We start from the raw sequence: 20,033 nt of genomic DNA on the forward strand, positions 1-20,033 counted from the left end.
GGGGATGACGGCTATTCGATAGCTGTTACGCATTGAACCTGTCCACGCGAAGTCTCACGCTTCGAGCCATTCCCGGAAGGCTGTGCCATAATCCGGATGCCAGCGCGAGAGCGGCGGACGGTTTTCGGTGATGTCGCCGGCGGCCCAGGCGATCCGTTTCTCGTCGGTCTGCCGATCGACTTCGTTGTCGGGACAGAGGATGTAGAAATCCCCCGCCTCGACCCGGTCGAACAGGAAGGTCACTGTCTGTTCGGGCGTCCAGGCGCCTGCGGGCCACGCGATGTCCGGGCCCCGCACTCTGGAAGAAGTGGACCGGCTATCATGCCCGAAGCCGCGTCGAGGCGCAGATGAACCGCCTCAAGCCCTTCGGCGAACGGATCATGTCACGCGATCCCGACCGCCAAATCGCCGAAATAAAGATCCGCATCGCCATCATGAATCGCTGCTCGGCCCCCGGAAGGGCCGAAAACGAAGCCGTCGCTTGAACACCTAAATCGGCACGGATCGACCAGTTTTCCAGGATTCAGTGGCTGCATCTGCAATCAGTTGCGCCTTCAGGCCGTCATGGATCGAAGGCACCGGCTGTGTGCCCTTGCGAACGCTCGTAATGAAGCTTTCCAATTCACTCCGATATGCCGCTTCGTAGCGTTCGAGGAAGAAGACTTTTGCTGGCGCACTTTGAAAGCCAGCACGATTGGCCAGCTCGACTGTATCCTGGTGGACATTGCCGGCCCGGAGCAAACCCTTCGCTCCGTGCACCTCGATCCGTTGATCATATCCATAGGTGGCTCGTCGGGAGTTGGAAATCTGACATATCCGCCCGCTGGGCGTGGTCAGTGTCACCGCGGCGGTGTCAACATCGCCAAGTTCGGCCACTTTCGGGTCCACGAGGGCCGAACCGAGCGCATGGATAATGTTCGGCTCCTCTCCGAGCAGAAAGCGGGCCATATCGAAATCGTGGATCATCATGTCCCGGAACAGCCCGCCCGAGGTCCGGACGTAGTCGTGTGGTGGCGGGGAGGGATCGCGCGAGAGAATAGTCACAATCTCCACATTGCCGATTTCACCCTCGTTGATCAGGCGTTGGAGCCGGGCGAAGTTCGGATCGAAACGTCGGTTGAACCCTGTCATGAAAGGTATGCTGGCCCGACTCACCGCGTCGATGCATTCTCGAATACGGTCTGCCGACAAATCGATCGGCTTCTCGCAGAAAATTGCCTTTCCGGCTTTGGCAAGTGCATGGATCAGGTCAAAATGGGTCGTTGTCGGAGTTGCAATCACCGCGGCGTCGATATCATCGGCCGAGACGATCTCTTCCACTGTCCGGGCGTCTGATCCGGTCTCTGCGGCCAGCGCCTTCGCAGCGTCGTGGACGGCATCGGCCACGGCGACCAACCGCGCGTCGGGAAGCGCCAAAACGCTGCCGGCGTGAACCCGGCCGATACGGCCACAACCGAGAATTCCGATGCGCATCCTGCACTACCTTTCCAGTGGCTTGCTGATCGGGCGCAGCACCTGTCGCGTCGCCGCAACAAGAGGATCATGAGTTTCCTTGAGGATCTGCACCCGATCGAACCGGTCCTCGTCCCGGTTCACGGCGCTCCGCAGCGCTGCCCCAAAGGCCATGCGGAGCTCTGTGCCGATGTTGAATTTGCAGATGGCGGAACCTCGCGACAGATGCCGACGCTGTTCGATCGGAACACCGGACCCGCCGTGAATGACGAGTGGAACATCCGTAACGGCTTCAATCGCTCGGATGCGCTCTTCGTCAAGCCCCTCGCCACTCTGCTTTTGCAGATGGACGTTGCCGACAGAGATTGCCATTGCATCCACGCGCGTTGCACGCGCGAAGGACGCCGCCTCTTCGGGGTCGGTGCCTGCGGAAGCCTCTCCATTGGAATACCCGACGAAGCCGATCTCGCCCTCGCAGGATATCCCTGCCGAATGGGCGAGCTCGGCAACGGCTGCGGTCTCGTCCATGTTTTGGGCAAGCGGCTTTCGTGACCCGTCATACATGAGCGAGGTAAAACCCGAGTCCAGCGCGACTTGGCATTCTTCCATCGTATAGCCGTGGTCGAGATGAGCCACGACAGGCACCGACGCGCCTTCTGCCAGATAGCGAAACATCTTTCCCAAGATCGGCAAGGGCGTGTGTTCTCGGCAAGAAGGACCTGCCTGCAGGATGACGGGCACTTGCTCGGCTTCGGCGGCATCCACATAGGCGCGCATGTCCTCCCAGCCGAGCGTAACCAGACCTCCCACGGCGTAGCCCTGCTTCATTGCTGGTTGCAGGACCTCTGCAAGAGTCGCGATCGTCATTTGAACTTGGCCACCATGTCCATGATGCCGGGAATCGTGTGGAGTTGGGCCGCATGGGTGGGTTGGAAATACTGTTTCAGGCTGCGCTGGCTCAGCCCGCCAAGAATGGTGAAGTAGTACATCTCGTAGCCTGGGAGCACGGCGCACGGGTGGTAGCCCTTGTCGATCAGGATCGTGGAGCCATCCATGATGTGATAGGCGTCTCCCGGCTCGTTATCCTGCCGTTGCAGCATCTGCAGGCCGGTGCCGTAGTTCGGGCGAAACCGGAAATTGTAGGTTTCGTCGTGACGGGTTTCGTCGGGAAGGCGATCGGTGTCATGCTTGTGGCTGGGGAAGCCTGACCATCCTCCCTGGCCGACGGTATAGAGTTCGCTCACGAGCAGCCGGCCCACCTTGTCGTGGTGTCTTGCGCCGAGAATGTGCTTGATCTTGCGGTGCGTCTTGGTTTCGTCCGAACCGTATTGCACCACGTCCAGGCCATCCGCGCGGACCTCGAACGGCTCCAGGGCCTTGTCGTATTTGGCGCCGGCGATGAATGTCTCCGTGGCGTCGGTTTCGCAAGTGATCCGGACTTTCGCGCCGACGGGGACATAAACGCCCTCTGGCTCGCCGTCCCAGACGTCGATCGTTCGAGTGCCAAGTGACGCAAAGGTCACGCCCTCAACTTCGACATTTACGGTGCCGGTGGCAGGCACGACGCAGGTTTCGTAACCCGGCACGGCGTATTCGAAGCTCTGGCCTTTGGTGAGCTTGACGATGTTGAAGTAGTTGAGCGGCACCAATGGGTGATTGGTGTCCACGATGGGCTGGTTCTGATTGTCATGTGGGGCAATGTGCATGGATCTTGGCCTTTTCAGTTGTCGGTTGGGCCGGGATGAGCGGCAAGAAACGCATCGAGTTCGGCCGTCGTCGGCATCGATGGAGCACAGCCCGGTTTGGAGACGACGATGGAGGCGCAGGCCGAGCCGCGCAGAACCGCCTCGCGCAGATCCCGTCCCTCGGCAATGCCAGCCAGAAGGCCGGCCATGAAACTGTCGCCGGCGCCATTCGGCTTGACGGCGGTCACGGGGAAGATGCCGGTGTGGATTTCCTGCCCGTCCGCGAGCGTGATGGCGCCCTTCTGGCCCATCTTGTAGATCACGATGCGCCCGGGCTGCCGGGCGAGTTCGCGCGCCTTGTCGAGCCCCTTGTCAAGGCCGCCGGCCATGAAACCGAACTCATCGTCATTGCCAACGATTAGGTCGCATTCGTCCCCGGCACGGGACAGAACCTCTGAGGCAACCTCGGGCGATGGCCAGGAGTATGGGCGGTAATCGATATCGAAGATAACCGGAAGGCCAGCCTTCCGCGCGTTCCGAAAGGCCCGGAAGGTGGAGCTGCGCGAGGGTTCGGCGGCAAAAACGGTCCCGGCGGTAATCAGGGCGCCGAAGGCGTCATAGTCGACACGGTCAACGTCCTCTTCGGTGACCTGGAAATCGACCGCGTTGTTTCGATAGATGCAGAGCTGGAAGTCCTCCATCGTGCTCTCGTAGACCGCGAGCGAAATGCGGTATTCCCCGTCCAGCACGCGCAGGTATTGGGTGTCGACGCCGTAATGGCGGAGCTGATTGGCACAGTATCTGCCGACGCAATCGTTCGAGATCGAAGTCACGAGTGCCGATTGTCCGCCCAACTTGCACAACCCGGCGCAGATATTGGCCGACGAGCCTCCGAGGCCTGCCCGAAAGGTCTCTGCGACTTCTGCCTTCGTGCCTTGCGGATCGGCAAACATGTCCATGCCGGCCCGTCCGAATACCACGAAGCGATTCTTGCGGATTCCGTCGAGAAGGGCGCTCATCACACACCCCTCCGCTGACGCGTGCGGGCCGATTCCCACTCTTCGTGCGCCGCACGAACCCTGGCGCTTTCCGAAACATGAGGCGTGCCGCATTCCCACCAGGTGTGCCCCTGATCGGTCCAGGAATCGTGAGCCTCAACCTTCATGCAGATCACATAGGTCTTGTCCGACGCCTTGGCCCGCTTGAAGGCTTCGCCCAGTTCCGCGGCATTGGCGACAGTCTCGGCAGTCGCGCCCATCGAGGCGGCATGTGCCTCGAAATCCACGAGGAAGGGTTCGGGGATCGTGGGAGCATCTTCGATAAGGCAGTTGAAGCTTTCGTTGCCGGTATTGTTCTGAAGCTTGTTGATGACGGCCCAGCCGCCGTTGTCGAGCAGGAGGACGATCAGCTTTTTTCGGGTCAGGACAGAGGAATAGATGTCCGAGTTCAGCAGCAGGTAGGCTCCGTCACCGACGAAAACGATGGTGTCTTTGTCGCGTTCCCGCTCGGTCTGCGCGATCCGGGCCCCCCAGCCACCGGCAATCTCGTAACCCATGCATGAATACCCGAATTCCACGTCGACCGTTCCCTGCGACAGCGTCCGCCAGTTGGCAGTCACTTCGGCCGGCAATCCTCCCGATGCCGTCACGACGCGGTCGCGAGGATCGCAGAGCGCGTTCACCACGCCGATCGCTTGCGCATAGGAGTTCGGCCGGTTTCCATGAGTCACATTGTCGGCAACGTAGGCATCCCATTGCCTGCGTTGAGCCTGCGCGAACTCGACCCATTCGGCAGGAGCCGCGTAGCCCGCCATGGCGGCCCCGAGCGCTTCCAGTGCGCGTTTCGCATCTCCCACAACGGGAAGCGAACGGTGCTTGCCCGCATCGAACCTTGCAGCGTTGATCGAGATGAAACGCGCGTTCATATCGAATGCCGTCCATGACCCGGTGGTGAAATCCTGCAGGCGCGTACCGATGGCGACGATGACGTCGGCTTTCTCCGCAATCGCGTTGGCGCTGTCCGATCCGGTAACCCCGATGGGTCCAATGTTGAGCGGATGGGATGCGAGCAGGTTGGCTCTACCGGCAATCGTCTCGACGACTGGGATCTGGTGCGCCTCGGCAAAGGTCGTGAGTTCGGTCACGGCACGGGAGTACTGCACCCCGCCGCCAGCGATAATCATCGGTCGTTGCGCCGAATTCAATAACGCCACCGCATCCGCGATTTCATCGGTATCCGGGGAAAGGCGGCGAATGCGGTGAACCTTGCGTTCGAAGAACACGGCCGGAAAATCATAGGTCCAACCCTGCACGTCCTGTGGGAGCCCTAGGAACGCGGGGCCGCAATCTCCGGGATCCAACATGGTGGCAAGTGCTGCCGGCAGAGATTGAATGACCTGCGCCGGGTGAGTGATCCGGTCCCAGAAGCGCACGACGGGCTTGAAGGCATCGTTCACGCCAAAGGTCGGGTCCTGGAAATTTTCCATCTGTTGCAACACCGGGTCCGGCAGGCGGCTGACATATGTATCGCCGCACAGCATGAGCATCGGCAGTCGGTTGGCATGTGCCAGCGCGGCGGAGGTAACGAGATTTGACGTGCCGGGGCCGGCACTCGCCGTGCAGAACATGAAGCGCTGGCGCAGCCATTGCTTGGCGTAGGCAGCGGCCGCGAAGCCCATGCTCTGCTCGTTCTGCCCGCGGTAGAGCGGGAGTTCCTCGCGATGATTGTAGAGTGCCTCTCCAAGGCAGGTCACGTTGCCGTGCCCAAAAATTCCAAAACCTCCTCCGCAAAGGCGAATTTCTTCTCCATCGATCTCGATGAACTGGTTTGCAAGCCAGCGAATGATGGCTTGCGCCGTTGTGAGGCGGATCGTCTCTGCACCCATTCTCGTTCCCTCTCCCGGTAGCCCCAAGCAACGACTCTGGCCGATTGCAGCTTGCGCGAATTCGACTCCAACGATAACAATTTTGCAACCGGTTGCAAATCGAATCTGATTGGGGAGGGATCATGGACCAGCGCGGGATCGGCATTGGTATCCTGGGAGGTGGCTACATGGGTAAAGCCCACTCCGTCGCCATGGCCGCCGTGGGAGCCGTGTTCGAGACGGCGCTCCGTCCGCGCCTCGAGATGATCTGCTCCAGCAGCGCGGAAACATCCGAACGCTATCGCAGGGCATATGGGTTCGCACGGGCCACGCATGATTGGCGCGCGCTGGTCGATGACCGCAGCGTGGAGGCCATCATCATCGCAACTCCGCAGGTGATGCATCGAGACATCGCGGAGGCTGCATTTGCGCTCGGCAAGCCCGTGCTTTGCGAGAAGCCAATGGGCGCCTCGCTCGAAGATGCCGAGGCCATGGTCGCGGCGGCGGAGGCAGCAGGCGTGCCGAACATGGTCGCTTTCAACTACATCCGAACCCCGGCGAGCCAGTTCGCGCGGCAATTGGTCAAGAAGGGCGAGATTGGTGCAGTCACCTGGTTCCGTGGCGAGCATACCGAAGATTTCTATGCAGACCCCCAAATGCCGGCGAGTTGGCGCACATCTGGTATGGCAAATGGCACGATGGGAGATCTTGCCCCGCACATGATCAACGCCGCGCTGGCGCTGATCGGGCCGATCTCCTCCCTCGTGGCCGAGGTCGAAACGGTGCATTCCGAGCGTCCCGGCGGCAACGTCACCAACGATGACCAGGCACAGATGATGTGTCGGTTTGCCAACGGCGCCATGGGTCAGATGCACTTCAGCCGGATCGCGACGGGCCGGAAGATGGGCTATGCCTACGAGATCACCGGCACGAAGGGCGCGATACGGTTCGACCAGGAGGACCAGAATGCGCTTTGGCTCTATCGATCCGAAGGGCCCGAGGCAGAGCGCGGTTTCACCAAGATCCTGACAGGGCCGACCCACCCGGACTACCTGCAATTCTGTCAGGGTCCGGGCCACGGCACGGGATATCAGGACCAGATCATCATCGAAGCCAGGGACTTCCTGGAGGCAATCGAGACCGGCAAGCCGGTCTGGCCGACGTTTCGTGACGGGCTGGACGTCCAGCGCGTCGTTCAGGCCGCGATCGAGTCCTCCCGAACGAGAACCTGGCAAGACGTCTAACCGGCAACTGTTGAAAGGCCCGGACCATGACCATTCGCATTGGCAATGCCCCTTGTTCCTGGGGCGTGGAATTTGCAGATGACCCGAGAAACCCCACCTGGCAGACCGTCCTGAAGGAATGCGCCGAGGCGGGCTACAAGGGAATCGAGCTGGGTCCGGTCGGTTTCATGCCTGAAGATCCCGCTGTTCTTGGAGACGCTCTCGCGGAACATGACCTCGAACTGATTGGCGGCGTTGTTTTCCGAGCATTTCACGACCCCGACCAATGGGATGACGTGCTCGACGGGATCCATCGGACATGCAAGGCGCTGACCGCGCATGGTGCGCAGCATCTCGTGCTGATCGACTCGATTTCCGGACGCCGCGCGGCCACGGCCGGTCGCGTTGCAGAGGCTGAGCAAATGGATCCTGCCGAATGGACTGCATTCCGTTCTCGCATCGCAGAGGCGGCACGGATCGGAACCGAGGAATACGGGCTAACAGTGGGTATGCATGCCCATGCCGCTGGCTTCATGGATTTCGAACCGGAGCTCGAGCGGCTACTGGACGAGGTCGACGAGGCCATCCTGAAGATTTGCTTCGATACCGGCCACCATTCCTATGCCGGGTTCGATCCGGTTGCTTTCATGAAACGGCATATCGGCCGCATATCCTATATGCATTTCAAGGATATCGACCCGAAAGTGAAGGCCGAGGTGATCGCCGCCCGCGCAGGCTTCTACGATGCCTGCGGCCAGGGAATCTTCTGCAAGCTGGGACTTGGGGATGTCGATTTCCCTGCTGTGCGCCAAGTGCTGCTCGACAATGGTTTCGAAAGCTGGTGCACGGTTGAGCAGGATTGCGACCCCACGCTTGACGTCACGCCGATGGAGGACTCGCGCTACAATCGCGAATTCCTCGAGTCCATCGGCTTCAACTGAGGGATCCGGTCCATGAGAAAACTGAAATGGGGTATGATCGGTGGTGGCGAGGGCAGCCAGATCGGGCCGGCGCATCGTCTTGGGGCCTTGGCGGATGGTCATTTTTCCTTCGCCGCGGGAGCTTTGGATCATCGACCGGAGGCTGGCCGGGAATACGCCCAAAGGCTCGGGATCGCTGCTGACCGCGCCTATGGCGACTGGAGAGAAATGCTGGAGGGCGAGCGCAGGCGGGACGACCGCATAGATCTCGTGACCGTCGCAACGCCAAACGCAACGCATTTCGAGATCACCAAGGCGTTCCTGAAGGCGGGCTTCAACGTGCTATGTGAAAAGCCCATGACGATGACGGTCGAAGAGGGTGAAGAGATCGTGCGTGTGGCCAAGACGACCGGTCGGATCTGTGCGGTGAACTATTGCTATTCTGCCTATCCAATGGTCCGGCAGGCGCGTGCGATGGTTCGTGCAGGCGAAATCGGCAAGGTGCGTCTTGTCGTGACCAACTTCAGCCACGGACACCACGGCGATGCGACAGATGCCGACAATCCGCGCGTGCGCTGGCGGTACGATCCGGCGATGGCCGGAGTCTCGGGCCAGTTCGCGGATTGTGGCATTCATGCCCTCCACATGGCCTGTTTCATCTGCGATGACCAAGTCGAAAGCCTTTCTGCCGACTTCGCCTCGACCATTTCCAGTCGCGAACTGGAAGATGACGCAATGGTGAATTTTCGCATGTCTGGCGGCACTGTTGGGAGGCTATGGACGTCCTCGGTCGCAATAGGCCGGCAGCACGGCTTCGACATTCAGGTCTTCGGCGAGACTGGAGGGTTCCGTTGGGCGTCCGAGCAACCAAACCAGCTGGTCTACACCCCTGTGGGCGGGCGCACCGAGATCATCGAAAAGGGCGAGGCTGGGTTGCACCCCGATGCGCAGCGGCTGTCCAGAGTGGCGATCGCGCATCCCGAAGGGTTTCCTCTGGCAGTTGCCAACATCTATTGCGACCTGGCGGACGCCATCCGTGGGGAGGTACGCGATTGCCTGCCTGGCGCGGCTGACGGCGTTCGTTCCATGGCCGCGGTCCACACGGCTGTTGCGTCTGCCCGAGATGGCGGCGCCTGGCTGGACGCCCGTCCGTCCATTTTCCGCTGAGTTTTTAAGGATATGACTTGCGCCGCCCGACCGCTCCGACACCCGTGGCAGGTGTCGGGACGAAATCACGGGGCAGGTCGGAGTGTTTTTCTTTCCACCACGGAGCAAGGGAAGAGCCGTGCCTCGGGATACCGGTCCGGCTCTTCCAGCGTGGCCTCAACGAGTTCGATCGAGGAGCGGATAATCTGCCTGATCGGCTGACGTATCGTGGTGAGCGAGATGTTTTCCCAGGCTGCCATTTCCATATCGTTGAGCCCGATCAGGCCAACATCATCCGGAACGCGAAGACCGGCATCCTGCACGGCGCTGAGAACGCCGATCGAGAGCACGTCGTCGCCGCAGAAGAAAGCTTCAGCGATAGGTTTGCCCTCCGACAAGAGCCGTTGCATCTCGGCGCGCCCGGCTTCGAAAGAATAGGCCGTGGCGTAAGAGTGACTCACGTCCAGTTCCGGATGCTTTGCCAGCTCTTCGGTGAAACCGGCAAAGCGGTCCTGGGTGGATGTCGCCTGCTCGGGGCCGCCAAGAAAACCGATGCGGCTGTAGCCGCGCTTCACAAGCTCTCGTGCCGCCATGCGGCCGCATTCGACATTGTCGATCCCCACCACGTGGACCTGCGGAGAACTCGAGTAGCGGCCGAAGCTGTGCACAACGGGGATATCCGCGTCGCGAAACGCTCGGGCAAAGGCGGGGGGCAATGTCGACGATGCCACCACGACTCCATCAACGGAGTATTGCCGCAGCATTCGGACCGAGTTGTCGGGCTCCGTCTCGTTCGTGAGGTTCACCAGCAGCGGCCGCAGGCCGCGATCCTGAAGCCCGCGGGTGAAGAGGTCGAAAACTTCCAGAAAGATCGGATTGTGAAAGTTGTTCGAAACCAGCCCGATCAGCTTCGTTCGGCCTGTCGTAAGGCTGCTCGCGAGTGCATTCGGGCTGTAGCCCAGCTCTGACGCGGCCTTTTCGACCTTGCGTCGCATCTTGGCTGACACAGAAGCGCCGTCGGTAAAGGTGCGCGATACTGCGGAACGAGAAACTCCCGCCCGCTCAGCAACGTCCTTAAGAGTCACCGGCACGCTCTGGCCCTCCGATAAAACGCGACCAACGCTATCCATACATCAGTCGCAAGGTGAGCACATTATGGAAATCCGCCTACCGATTTGCAACCGGTTGCAAAAATGATCGATTCGTGTTCTTGTGTGTTCGAGCGAAGGGAAAACACCGCTCCGATCAATGAATCGATACAGGGAGGACACCATGAAATCGAACCTGACCAAGCTTCTGTTGGGTGCAGCTATCGCAGTTGCGCCAATCGTTGCGCCGACTTTTGCCTCAGCCGAGGGCGAGAGATACGTCCTCGTGAGCCATGCACCGGACAGTGACAGCTGGTGGAACACGATCAAGAACGGGATCGCGCTTGCCGGGGAGCAGATGGGTGTGGAGGTGGAATACCGCAATCCTCCGACCGGCGATATTGCGGATATGGCCCGTATCATCGAACAGGCCGCGGCCTCCGCCCCGAACGGGATCATCACGACGCTTGCCGACTATGACGTTCTCAAAGGGCCAATCATGGATGCGGTGGCCTCGGGTGTCGATGTCATCATCATGAACACCGGAACCCCGGATCAAGCGCGCGAAGTAGGAGCGCTCATGTATGTCGGTCAGCCGGAATATGATGCTGGTCTTGCCGCCGGCCGGCGCGCCAAGGACGAAGGCGTCACGTCGTTCCTGTGTGTCAATCACGCAATCCAGCAGCCCACGGTGGGCGAACGCTGCCAGGGTTTCGCTGACGGCCTCGGCGTTGAACTCGGCGAGTCGATGCTCGACAGCGGCACAGACCCGGCCGAGATCAAGAACCGCGTCATGGCCTATCTCAACGCACACCCCGACACCGACGGCATCCTGACGCTCGGTCCGGTTTCGGCGGACCCGACCATTCTCGCGCTCGAGGAAAACGGAATGGCGGGAGACATCTATTTCGGAACGTTCGATCTCGGGGACGAGATCGTCAAGGCGATCAAGAGCGGTGTGATCCAGTGGGGGATCGACCAGCAGCCCTTCCTGCAGGCCTACCTGCCGGTCGTGATCATGACGAACTACCATCGCTACGGCGTCCTTCCGGGCAACAACATCAATTCCGGCCCGGGCTTCGTGACCGCCGACGGACTTGAAATGGTAGAGAAATACGCTGGCGAATACCGCTGAGCCGACCAGGAGGCGCAGGGTTCGCCTGCGCCTCCACTCACTTTCTTCCCAAAGACAAACGGAGCTTGAGCGATGTCACAGACAGCGCAGTCACAAACTGTGTCCGACGAACGCGTCAAGGAAATGTCCGCCTTGCGCCGTGCGCTGATCCGCCCGGAACTGGGAGGTCTGGTCGGAATCGTTGCGGTCTTTGCCTTCTTTCTGCTCTTTGCATTCGACAGCGGAATGTTCGGTTCTCAAGGCGTGATGAACTGGTCGACCGTGTCGGCACAGTTCATGATTATTGCCGTCGGCGCTTGTCTCTTGATGATCGCGGGAGAGTTCGATCTCTCTGTCGGATCCATGATCGGCTTTTCGGGCATGATGATCGCGATCCTGTCGGTCACGCTGGGTTGGCCCGTGTGGCTCGCGATCGTCGTGACCTTCGTGCTGTGCATCGCCATTGGGGCACTCAACGGTTACATCGTGATCCGAACCGGCCTGCCGAGCTTCATCGTTACCCTTGCATTCCTGTTCATCCTGCGCGGCTTTACGATCTACCTGCCGCAGACGATCGAGCGGAAGACGATCATCAGCGGTGTCAGGGACGTGGCCGAGGGCGACTGGCTCGCCTCGCTGTTCGGTGGAAAGATCCTGACCGGTTTCTTTACCTGGCTGGGCAATGCCGGGCTTATCGAGACGTTCGAACGTGGCACCCGCGAGGGACAACCGGTTGTCGACGGAATCCCAATGCTGATCGTCTGGGCGATCGCGCTCGTTGTGTTCGGGCATATTCTCCTGACCCGCACGCGCTTCGGCAACTGGATCTTTGCGTCGGGCGGAGACGCGGAGGCCGCACGCAACTCCGGCGTGCCGGTCAGCCGGGTAAAGATCCTGATGTTCATGTTCACTGCGTTCTGTGCCTGTGTCTTTGCCACCTGCCAGGTGATGGAGTTTGGCTCTGCCGGTGCCGACCGCGGTCTCCTGAAGGAATTCGAGGCAATCATTGCCGTGGTCATCGGAGGCGCTCTCCTGACGGGCGGCTATGGTTCCGTCATTGGTGCTGCGCTCGGTGCCTTGATCTTCGGAGTGGTGCAACAAGGGTTGTTCTTCGCCGGAGTGGAAAGCTCGCTGTTCCGCGTCTTCCTTGGCATCATCCTGCTCTTCGCAGTGATCCTGAATACCTACATTCGCCGGCTGATTACGGGAGAACGTTGAGATGAACACGCGCACAACCCACGAACCGATTATCCGCATGGTGAATATCGAGAAACATTTCGGCTCGGTCATTGCGCTGGCCGGTGTTTCCGTCGACGTTTATCCGGGGGAATGCCATTGCCTGCTGGGTGATAACGGCGCCGGAAAGTCAACTTTCATCAAGACCATGTCGGGCGTACACAAACCCACTGCGGGGGAGATCTTGTTCGACGGCAAGCCAATGCACTTTGACGATCCACGCGATGCAATTTCTGCAGGGATCGCGACGGTTCACCAGCATCTGGCGATGATTCCGTTGATGTCGGTCAGCCGAAATTTCTTCATGGGAAATGAACCACTTAAAAAGATCGGCCCCCTGAAGTTCTTCGATCATGATCTGGCCAACCAGGTGACGATGGAAGAGATGCGCAAGATGGGAATCAACCTGCGTGGTCCAGACCAGGCCGTCGGGACCCTGTCTGGCGGTGAGCGGCAGACGGTGGCCATTGCCCGTGCGGTTCACTTTGGAGCCAAGGTCCTGATCCTCGACGAACCCACGTCGGCGCTCGGCGTACGCCAGACGGCCAACGTGCTCGCGACGATTGACAAGGTGCGTAAACAGGACGTCGCAGTGGTCTTCATTACGCATAACGTGCGCCATGCTCTCGCCGTTGGTGACCGCTTCACCGTTCTTAACCGTGGTCAGACATTGGGCACCGCGCAGCGCGGCCAGATTACCCCAGAGGAGCTGCAAGACATGATGGCGGGCGGCCAGGAGCTTGTGGCTTTGGAAGAATCTCTCGGCGGAACGATTTAGGGAGGCATTGTCAGAGCGACTTCTGTCGAGCGGGGCAGGGGGGTCTCGTGGCGTCTCGGGATGACGAACGACGAGCCGTTCAATCACTTCAAGACGAGCCGCGAGATCATCCGCTTGGCGGTGATGATGTGCGTCCGTTTCCCGATGTCTCTCCAGAACGTCGAGCATGTGCTGCTCGGGCGAGGTAAATGCTTCGTGACGACGATGCGGGGCAAGATTGCGGCACCAGAAGTCCTGAAGAAATCAATGAAACACTACGGTCGGCCAATTGCGTTTGTTCCGGACAAGCTCCGGTACTAAGGCGCCGCATTGACGGAGGTCGACGCACCGAACCGACAGAAAACCGGGCGTTGGCACCTGCCATTCCGATGAATAGATCGCACCATCAAACCATGGGATCAAACACCTGCAAAACGCGCGGCGGGAGATAAATTGCGGTCGGCAAGACACAGGATTCCTTCCTTTCGCCCAAGTATTCCGGAACCGGCAACCCTGTACGCATGTTGAGCAGTATGCCAAACCTGTTCGAGACGTTCGTCATGGCGAGTGGATCGAGCGCTCGGTCTCGCCCCGCGCGGTGTCTCAGGCGTCCGAACTTCTTCGGTCACCCTGCGTCAATTCGTGCGCCATCCCGCGGATCGAAGAAATGGAGGTTGCTGGCATCGAAACCAAGACCGATGCGTTCTTTGGGTCTGATCCGAACTTTCGGATCGAGCCGGGCCGTCACTTCCTGACCTTCGAGATCGCAGATCGCCATCGTGTCCGACCCCAGGGGTTCATAGACATCGACCATGGGTGTCAGGAGGCCGTCGTCAAGCGAGGTCCAGTAGATGTGCTCGGGGCGGATCCCCACATCCACGTGCGTCCCGGTCCGCAGCGGGAGGTCAGCGGTGGGAACCGATGTCGAGCCGACACGGAGAACGGTCTGTGATCCGGTCCTGTCGACAATTGCATCGAGGATATTCATCTGCGGCGAGCCGATGAATTCACCCACGAAGCGGCAATTGGGTCGCTCGTAGAGTTCGAGCGGATGGCCTTGCTGCACCACGCGTCCCTGGTCGAGCACCACCACGCGGTCCGCCAGCGTCAGCGCTTCCGTCTGATCGTGGGTAACATAGACGGTCGTGGTGCCGAGCATGGCATGGAGGCGCTTGATCTGGGTACGCATCTCGACACGAAGCTTGGCATCGAGGTTCGACAGCGGTTCGTCGAACAGGAACACCGAGGGCTCTCGCACGATCGCCCGTCCCATTGCCGCCCGTTGCCGCTGTCCACCAGAAAGTTGGGCGGGCCGCCGCTCCAACAGTGGTTCGATCTGGAGGATGCGGGCGCTCTCCTGCACCTTTCGGTCGATATCGCGCTTCTTCCAGTCGCGCATGCGGAGCCCGAAGCCGATGTTTTCGGCAATCGTCATATGCGGATAGAGCGCGTAGTCCTGAAACACCATCGCCACGTCGCGGTCACGCGGCTCGACCTCGTTGACCAGCCTTCCGCCAATCGTGAGCCGCCCGCCCGAGATCTCTTCAAGTCCCGCAATCATGCGCAGGAGGGTGGACTTGCCGCAACCGGACGGACCGACGAAGACCACGAACTCACCGTCACCAACGTCAAGGTCCACGCCGTGGATCGCGCGAAAGCTTCCGTAGTCCTTGACGATCCCCTCCAGCCGAACCTCAGCCATCGCCGCTCCTCCCGTTTTGCCGGCTGCCGAAATCGGTTCGCGCGACATTCGCCATTGCATTATCGATAATTTGCTTGTTATCGATAATCAACACGCAAGATGAAAGCCACTGTCAGAGAGCGTAACGCAGGGATGGTTTCCGTGACGCTTCATCACCAAGCAGCTCCCGAGGTCGCCGCGAAGGCGTCGGGACGCCGGAGCGAGCACGTGTTCAGCGAACTGCAGCGGGAAATCGTGCTTGGCCTTGCGGAGCCGGACGGCGCCCTGATCGAACTCGATCTTGCGCAGCGTTTTGATTGCAGTCAGGGGACGGTCCGCGAAGCGCTGATGCGGCTGAACGAAGAGGGCCTTGTCACACGGCGCCCGAGACGGGGAACGTCGGTTGCGCCATGTCGGTCGGCGGATGCCCGGGCGCTGATCGGGCTTCGGTTGAGCATCGAGTGCGACAACATTGGTCGCCTGCTGCGCCGTGCTGGCGGCGACCTCGACGAGCGACTGCATGCCAAGCTCAACGACATGCGCAACGCGGCGCGCGACGCGGACGAATACGGGCTTGCAGCACATGACCGGGCATTTCACCTTGCCCTCTTCGAAGCGGCCGACCTGCCATTGGTTGCGCCGATCCTCCGCCGGTGTCTTCTGCATGTGCACCGGTTCAAGATCATGAATTCCGGCCAACTGAGGGATCTGGAAGAAACCGCGGAGCGACATGTGCCCATCCTCGATGCGCTGCGCGCCCGAGAGCCCGACCGGCTCGCGGAAGTGTTGCGCCACCATATTTCCACCATCGTGGATTTCGGTCCCGACCTGACAGAGCGGAGCACACAATGAGACATCCGAGTCCATCGATGCAGGCGATCCTGAATCGGCTCGAGACAGAAGATGCCGGGCTGCCGCGTCCAACTGACGTCGATGCCTCGCGTGGGCGGACATTGGCGCTTCTGAACAATCTTCGGTGGAACGAGGCCCTGCCTGAAATGGCCGAGGCACGAACCATCCTGCACGCTGGCATGCCTTCGCGCCTCGTCATTCCTGAAAACGACACGGGCAGGGATGCGATCCTGCATGTGCATGGCGGTGGCTGGGCCTTCTGTTCGCCGGCGACCCACGAGGGCGCGGCCAGGCGCCTGGCAATCGCCTGCCAGGCGCCGGTTCTCACCTTCGACTACCGGCTCGCGCCGGAAAATCCTTATCCCGGCGGTCTCGAGGATTGCCTCACGGCCTGGGAGGCGCGTGGGCGGGATCGAAGGTGGAGCATCGCCGGCGACAGCGCGGGGGCAAACCTTTGCCTCGCACTGATGCTTCGGCTTCTGGCCGAGGGCCGCGAGATGCCCGTGACGGCCCTGCTGTTCTATGGTGTCTACGGTGCAGATTTCGGCACCGAGTCCTATGTCGAACAGGCCGATGGGCCGGGCCTGACGCAAGCCGGGATGCGCACCTACTGGAACTACTACGTCCCGGCGGAAAATCGGAACGATCCCTGTGCGGCGCCGCTTTGTGCCGCCGACGAGGATCTCGCCCGGTTGCCCCCACTTTACCTCAGTGCGGCAGAACTCGATCCGCTGCGGTCCGACACGGAGTTGTTGCTGGCCCGCCTTAGGGCCGTCGGGCGTCGGGACCGGTATGATCTCTTCCGTGGCGTGATCCACGGTTTCATGCAGATGGGAAATGCCCTGCCGGAAGCGCGAGACGCTTTCGTGCGGGCTGGAAAGGCGTTTCGGGAGGAGACCGCCTGAACAGAAAATCATCAAAGGGAGGAAACGATGATGAAGACGACAGTGAGACTGGGGCTGAGTGCCAGCCTTCTTGCGCTTGCGGCCAGCGCGGCCAGCGCCGAAAGCACGGTGCGTTTCTGGTACCATTTCGACAATGCGGACAACCCGATGGACGCGTTGATCGCAGCATTCGAAGAGGCCAATCCCGATATAACGATCGAGGCCGAGAACGTCCCCTGGAACAGCTACTACGACACGCTCTATACCTCGATCGTCGGTGGCAACGCGCCGGACGCGGCGATGGTCAAGATGTTCGCGCAGCCGCGACTTCTCGAAATGGGCGCGCTTGAGCCGCTCGGCGAGCGGATCGACGCGTGGGACGGCAAGGCCGACATGCTGGACAATCTGCTTGATTTGACCCGCGGCGATGACGGCGAGAACTACTATCTGCCGGTGCAGTATGTAGCACTCTATCTCTACTACCGTGCGGACATGTTCGACGAGCTGGGACTGAGCGTCCCCACAACCTGCGACGAATTCCGCGACGTTGCCAAGGCGCTCACGCGGGATACCAATGGTGACGGCCAGATGGATGTCTATGGCTTCGGCTTCCGGGGCGGCAAGGGCGGGCATGACCACTGGGCCAGCTTCACGCTCGGCCGTGACGGAGTCAGCCTCGTGGACGGAATGGACTCCGAAGCAGCACTCGAGGGCACCCAGTTCGTGGTCGACCTCTTCCGCGAGGACGGCGTCTTCCCACCATCGGCCCCCAATGACGGGTTCCAGGAGATCATCGGGGCCTTCAAGGCCGGCACGACGGCCATGACGATCCACCACATCGGATCGGCCAACGGCATGGTCGAAGCGCTCGGCGACAAGGTCTCCGCGGCGCCGGTCCCGGAATGCGGCGGCGGCCACTGGACTGCCTTCGGCGACGAGAGCACGGCGGTCTTTTCCACGGCAGAGGACAAGGACGCCGCGTGGAAATGGATCTCGTTCCTCTCGACTGCCGGAAACAACACCATGTTCAACGAGGCCACGGGACAGCTTCCGGTCACCAAGACCGACAGCGCGAAATGGTCATTGCACCCCGAGCGTTTCGTCACGGCGACGATGGAGTCACTGCCCTTCGCCAATCTCCTGCCGAACCGCTCCGAAACCTCGGATTTCGTCAACACGGTCTGGCCAGTGGCGATGCAGCGTGCCCTCACGGGGGAAATCACCGCGGCCGAGATGAACGCCGAGATTGCCGAACTCTTCGGGCAGTGAAAACCACGCAAAGAGCGGGGCGGCGGCATCCGTCGCCTCGCGAAATCATGCTGCCCGACCAATCGGCCCAAAAGAGCCCGACGCCCCATGAGTGCCACTGATCCTTCGCAATACGACGTGCCTGAACGTCCGGTTCGCCGATCTCTGGCCCGGCAGGTCCTGCCATACGCCATGCTGTCCCCGGCGGTTCTGGTCACGCTCGCCATCGTCTTCCTGCCGATGATCCAGACTGCGTGGATGAGCCTGCATGAATACGTTCTGTTCCGTCCGAAGGAGTTCGACTTCATCGGGCTGGAAAATTTCCGCGCCGTCCTCGGCGACGAAGTCTTCTGGATCTCGCTTCGTCACACGCTGATCTGGATCGGCATCACTGTTCCCGCCCAACTTCTGCTCGGCCTCGTGACGGCGCTGCTACTCAACCAGAGCTTCCCGTGGCGGCCTCTGGCCAGGGCGCTGATCATCATCCCCTGGGCGCTGCCCTCGGTGGTGATCGCGCTGATGTGGGCCTGGATCTACGACAGCAACTACGGCGTGATGAACGACTTCCTGCTACGGCTGGGACTCATCCAGCGCTCCATGCCCTGGCTTGCCGATCCCGATACCGCCCTCGGTGCCATCATGCTGACGCTCACCTGGCAGGGTTTTCCCTTCTTCGCTGTGATGATCCTCGCCGGCCTTCAGGCTATTCCGAAAAGCTACTATGAGGCCGCCTCGATCGACGGCGCCTCCACTTGGCGGCAGTTCCGCCACATCACCCTGCCCGGCATCTCTGGCGTGCTCGTCACTGCCGTCCTGCTCCGCGTCATCTGGGTGGCCAATTCCTTCGACGTGATCTTCGTGATGACCGGCGGCGGCCCGGGCTACGCGACATACACGCTGCCGCTCTACGCGTTCATCAAGGCCCGCACCAACCTCGACTTCGGCTACGGCTCCGCGCTGGCCGTCACCTTCACGATCTTGCTGATGATAATCGTCGTGATCTACCTGCGGCGCACCGGAAAGGCGCTTCGCTGATGGCTCTCAAGCGCAAGTCCCTTCGCCGCCGTATCCTGACAGTAGACCTGCCGATGCTGGCGGTCCTCGTCTTCACCCTCGGCCCCTATCTCTGGATGTTCCTGACATCGATCACGCCTGAGAACCGGCTATTCACCGAAGGCCCCTCGATCGCGGGCGCCACGCTAGAGAATTACACCCGGCTCTTCCGCACCGTGGGCTTCGCCGACAACCTGCTCGACAGTTTCATCGTCGCCAGCGGAACGGTTGTCGTCGGCCTGTCGCTCTCGGTCACCGCGGCCTATTCGTTCTCCCGGTTTTCCTTCCGTGGGCGCCGCGCGCTGATGATGCAGTTCCTGCTCATCAACATGTTCCCTCTGGTGCTGCTGATCCTGCCGCTCTTCGTGCTGATGCGGGTGCTGGGCCTGCTCGACAGCCACCTTGCCCTCATCATCGCCAATTCCACGATCGCCATCCCTTTCTCGGTCTGGATGATGACGAGCTACATGAACGGCATCCCCCGGTCCCTCGACGAAGCCGCGATGACAGACGGATGCACACGGCTCGGTGCCATGCGGCGGGTCGTGCTGCCGCTCTGCCTGCCGGGGATCATCGCCACGGGCATCTACATCTTCATCACCGCCTGGAACGAATACCTCTACGCCCTGACGCTCGGGGGCCGCAACGTGCGAACTATCACTGTCGCCGTGCAGACGCTGATCGGCGAATACGAGGTGCAATGGGGTCTGCTGACCGCAGGCGGAATCGTCGGCGCGATGCCGGCCACCGTGCTGTTCCTGCTGGTACAGAAACGCCTGATCTCCGGCCTTACCCAGGGCGCGGTCAAGGGCTGAGACAGGAAAGGAAGAC

Annotated in this window: 20 protein-coding genes and 1 pseudogene; 13 read left to right on the forward strand and 8 right to left on the reverse strand. The window is 60.9% G+C overall.

Annotation, left to right across the window (positions count from 1 at the left end):
• Positions 1–54: 54 nt before the first annotated feature.
• Complete coding sequence (locus EU800_RS17815) at positions 55–243, reverse strand: hypothetical protein (RefSeq protein WP_207209935.1); 189 nt, start codon at positions 241–243, stop codon at positions 55–57.
• Positions 244–266: 23 nt separating this feature from the next.
• Here EU800_RS17815 and EU800_RS17820 point away from each other — a divergent pair.
• Positions 267–485 (forward strand): annotated as a pseudogene (locus EU800_RS17820) (IS5/IS1182 family transposase); the annotation flags it as partial.
• 4 nt (positions 486–489) lie between these two features.
• On the opposite strand, the gene iolG reads toward EU800_RS17820, so the two are convergent.
• From iolG to iolD, 5 genes are read right to left on the reverse strand one after another with little or no spacing between them, the layout of a single operon-like run.
• On the reverse strand, positions 490–1,473 hold the full coding sequence (gene iolG, locus EU800_RS17825; protein ID WP_129634384.1) for an inositol 2-dehydrogenase: 984 nt from the start codon (positions 1,471–1,473) through the stop codon (positions 490–492).
• A 6-nt stretch (positions 1,474–1,479) separates the two neighbouring features.
• Complete coding sequence (locus EU800_RS17830) at positions 1,480–2,319, reverse strand: class II fructose-bisphosphate aldolase (RefSeq protein ID WP_129634385.1); 840 nt, start codon at positions 2,317–2,319, stop codon at positions 1,480–1,482.
• Positions 2,316–3,158: a 5-deoxy-glucuronate isomerase gene (locus tag EU800_RS17835; RefSeq protein ID WP_129634386.1), complete on the reverse strand. Its 843-nt coding sequence runs from the start codon at positions 3,156–3,158 to the stop codon at positions 2,316–2,318. Before EU800_RS17835 ends, EU800_RS17830 begins: the two co-directional genes overlap by 4 nt.
• Positions 3,159–3,172: 14 nt before the next feature.
• Positions 3,173–4,156, reverse strand: a complete 984-nt coding sequence (gene iolC / locus EU800_RS17840; protein ID WP_129634387.1) for a 5-dehydro-2-deoxygluconokinase — start codon at positions 4,154–4,156, stop codon at positions 3,173–3,175.
• Positions 4,156–6,021, reverse strand: coding sequence for a 3D-(3,5/4)-trihydroxycyclohexane-1,2-dione acylhydrolase (decyclizing) (gene iolD, locus EU800_RS17845; protein WP_129634388.1), 1,866 nt, complete (start codon positions 6,019–6,021; stop codon positions 4,156–4,158). Before iolD ends, iolC begins: the two co-directional genes overlap by 1 nt.
• 122 nt (positions 6,022–6,143) lie before the next feature.
• Here iolD and EU800_RS17850 point away from each other — a divergent pair, with 122 nt between their 5' ends.
• The 3 genes from EU800_RS17850 to EU800_RS17860 are packed head-to-tail and all read left to right on the forward strand — an operon-like array spanning position 6,144 to position 9,310.
• Entirely contained in the window at positions 6,144–7,244 is a 1,101-nt protein-coding gene (locus EU800_RS17850) for a Gfo/Idh/MocA family protein (RefSeq protein WP_129634389.1), read from the forward strand.
• A 26-nt stretch (positions 7,245–7,270) separates the two neighbouring features.
• Positions 7,271–8,164 (forward strand): TIM barrel protein, encoded by an 894-nt coding sequence (locus EU800_RS17855; RefSeq protein WP_129634390.1) that lies wholly within the window; start codon positions 7,271–7,273, stop codon positions 8,162–8,164.
• Positions 8,165–8,176: 12 nt separating this feature from the next.
• The gene (locus tag EU800_RS17860) at positions 8,177–9,310 is read left to right on the forward strand and encodes a Gfo/Idh/MocA family protein (RefSeq protein WP_129634391.1); all 1,134 of its coding nucleotides are present in this window, start codon (positions 8,177–8,179) and stop codon (positions 9,308–9,310) included.
• Positions 9,311–9,375: 65 nt separating this feature from the next.
• On the opposite strand, the gene EU800_RS17865 is transcribed toward EU800_RS17860, so the two are convergent.
• Positions 9,376–10,380, reverse strand: a complete 1,005-nt coding sequence (locus tag EU800_RS17865; protein ID WP_129634392.1) for a LacI family DNA-binding transcriptional regulator — start codon at positions 10,378–10,380, stop codon at positions 9,376–9,378.
• A gap of 181 nt (positions 10,381–10,561) precedes the next feature.
• On the opposite strand from EU800_RS17865, the gene EU800_RS17870 reads away from it, so the two are divergent.
• From EU800_RS17870 to EU800_RS17885, 4 genes are all read left to right on the forward strand, one after another.
• Entirely contained in the window at positions 10,562–11,512 is a 951-nt protein-coding gene (locus EU800_RS17870; protein WP_129634393.1) for a sugar ABC transporter substrate-binding protein, read from the forward strand.
• A 72-nt stretch (positions 11,513–11,584) separates the two neighbouring features.
• Positions 11,585–12,709: an ABC transporter permease gene (locus EU800_RS17875; protein ID WP_129634394.1), complete on the forward strand. Its 1,125-nt coding sequence runs from the start codon at positions 11,585–11,587 to the stop codon at positions 12,707–12,709.
• 1 nt (position 12,710) lies between these two features.
• Positions 12,711–13,505 carry an ATP-binding cassette domain-containing protein gene (locus EU800_RS17880; RefSeq protein ID WP_129634395.1) on the forward strand — a complete coding sequence of 265 codons (795 nt, stop codon included), beginning with the start codon at positions 12,711–12,713 and terminating at the stop codon, positions 13,503–13,505.
• 60 nt (positions 13,506–13,565) lie between these two features.
• Entirely contained in the window at positions 13,566–13,805 is a 240-nt protein-coding gene (locus tag EU800_RS17885) for a hypothetical protein (RefSeq protein ID WP_129634396.1), read from the forward strand.
• 304 nt (positions 13,806–14,109) lie between these two features.
• Here EU800_RS17885 and EU800_RS17890 read toward each other — a convergent pair whose 3' ends face one another.
• Positions 14,110–15,186 carry an ABC transporter ATP-binding protein gene (locus EU800_RS17890; RefSeq protein ID WP_129634397.1) on the reverse strand — a complete coding sequence of 359 codons (1,077 nt, stop codon included), beginning with the start codon at positions 15,184–15,186 and terminating at the stop codon, positions 14,110–14,112.
• A 99-nt stretch (positions 15,187–15,285) separates the two neighbouring features.
• Between EU800_RS17890 and EU800_RS17895 the strand changes: the two genes are divergently transcribed.
• The 5 genes from EU800_RS17895 to EU800_RS17915 all read left to right on the forward strand — a co-directional run bounded on the left by EU800_RS17895 (position 15,286) and on the right by EU800_RS17915 (position 20,017).
• A complete protein-coding gene (locus EU800_RS17895) occupies positions 15,286–16,017 on the forward strand; it encodes a GntR family transcriptional regulator (RefSeq protein WP_242500620.1) in 732 nt (243 codons plus the stop codon).
• Complete coding sequence (locus EU800_RS17900) at positions 16,014–16,922, forward strand: alpha/beta hydrolase (protein ID WP_129634398.1); 909 nt, start codon at positions 16,014–16,016, stop codon at positions 16,920–16,922. The genes EU800_RS17895 and EU800_RS17900 overlap by 4 nt, the downstream gene beginning before the upstream one ends.
• A 27-nt stretch (positions 16,923–16,949) precedes the next feature.
• The gene (locus EU800_RS17905; protein ID WP_242500621.1) at positions 16,950–18,170 is read left to right on the forward strand and encodes a sugar ABC transporter substrate-binding protein; all 1,221 of its coding nucleotides are present in this window, start codon (positions 16,950–16,952) and stop codon (positions 18,168–18,170) included.
• Between the two features lie 87 nt (positions 18,171–18,257).
• Complete coding sequence (locus EU800_RS17910) at positions 18,258–19,184, forward strand: carbohydrate ABC transporter permease (RefSeq protein ID WP_129634399.1); 927 nt, start codon at positions 18,258–18,260, stop codon at positions 19,182–19,184.
• The gene (locus EU800_RS17915; protein WP_129634400.1) at positions 19,184–20,017 is read left to right on the forward strand and encodes a carbohydrate ABC transporter permease; all 834 of its coding nucleotides are present in this window, start codon (positions 19,184–19,186) and stop codon (positions 20,015–20,017) included. The genes EU800_RS17910 and EU800_RS17915 overlap by 1 nt, the downstream gene beginning before the upstream one ends.
• The last annotated feature ends 16 nt before the right edge of the window (positions 20,018–20,033 follow it).

The sequence above is a fragment of the Tropicimonas sp. IMCC6043 genome, from assembly GCF_004146235.1.
In the GTDB taxonomy this organism is placed as follows: Bacteria; Pseudomonadota; Alphaproteobacteria; order Rhodobacterales; family Rhodobacteraceae; genus Tropicimonas.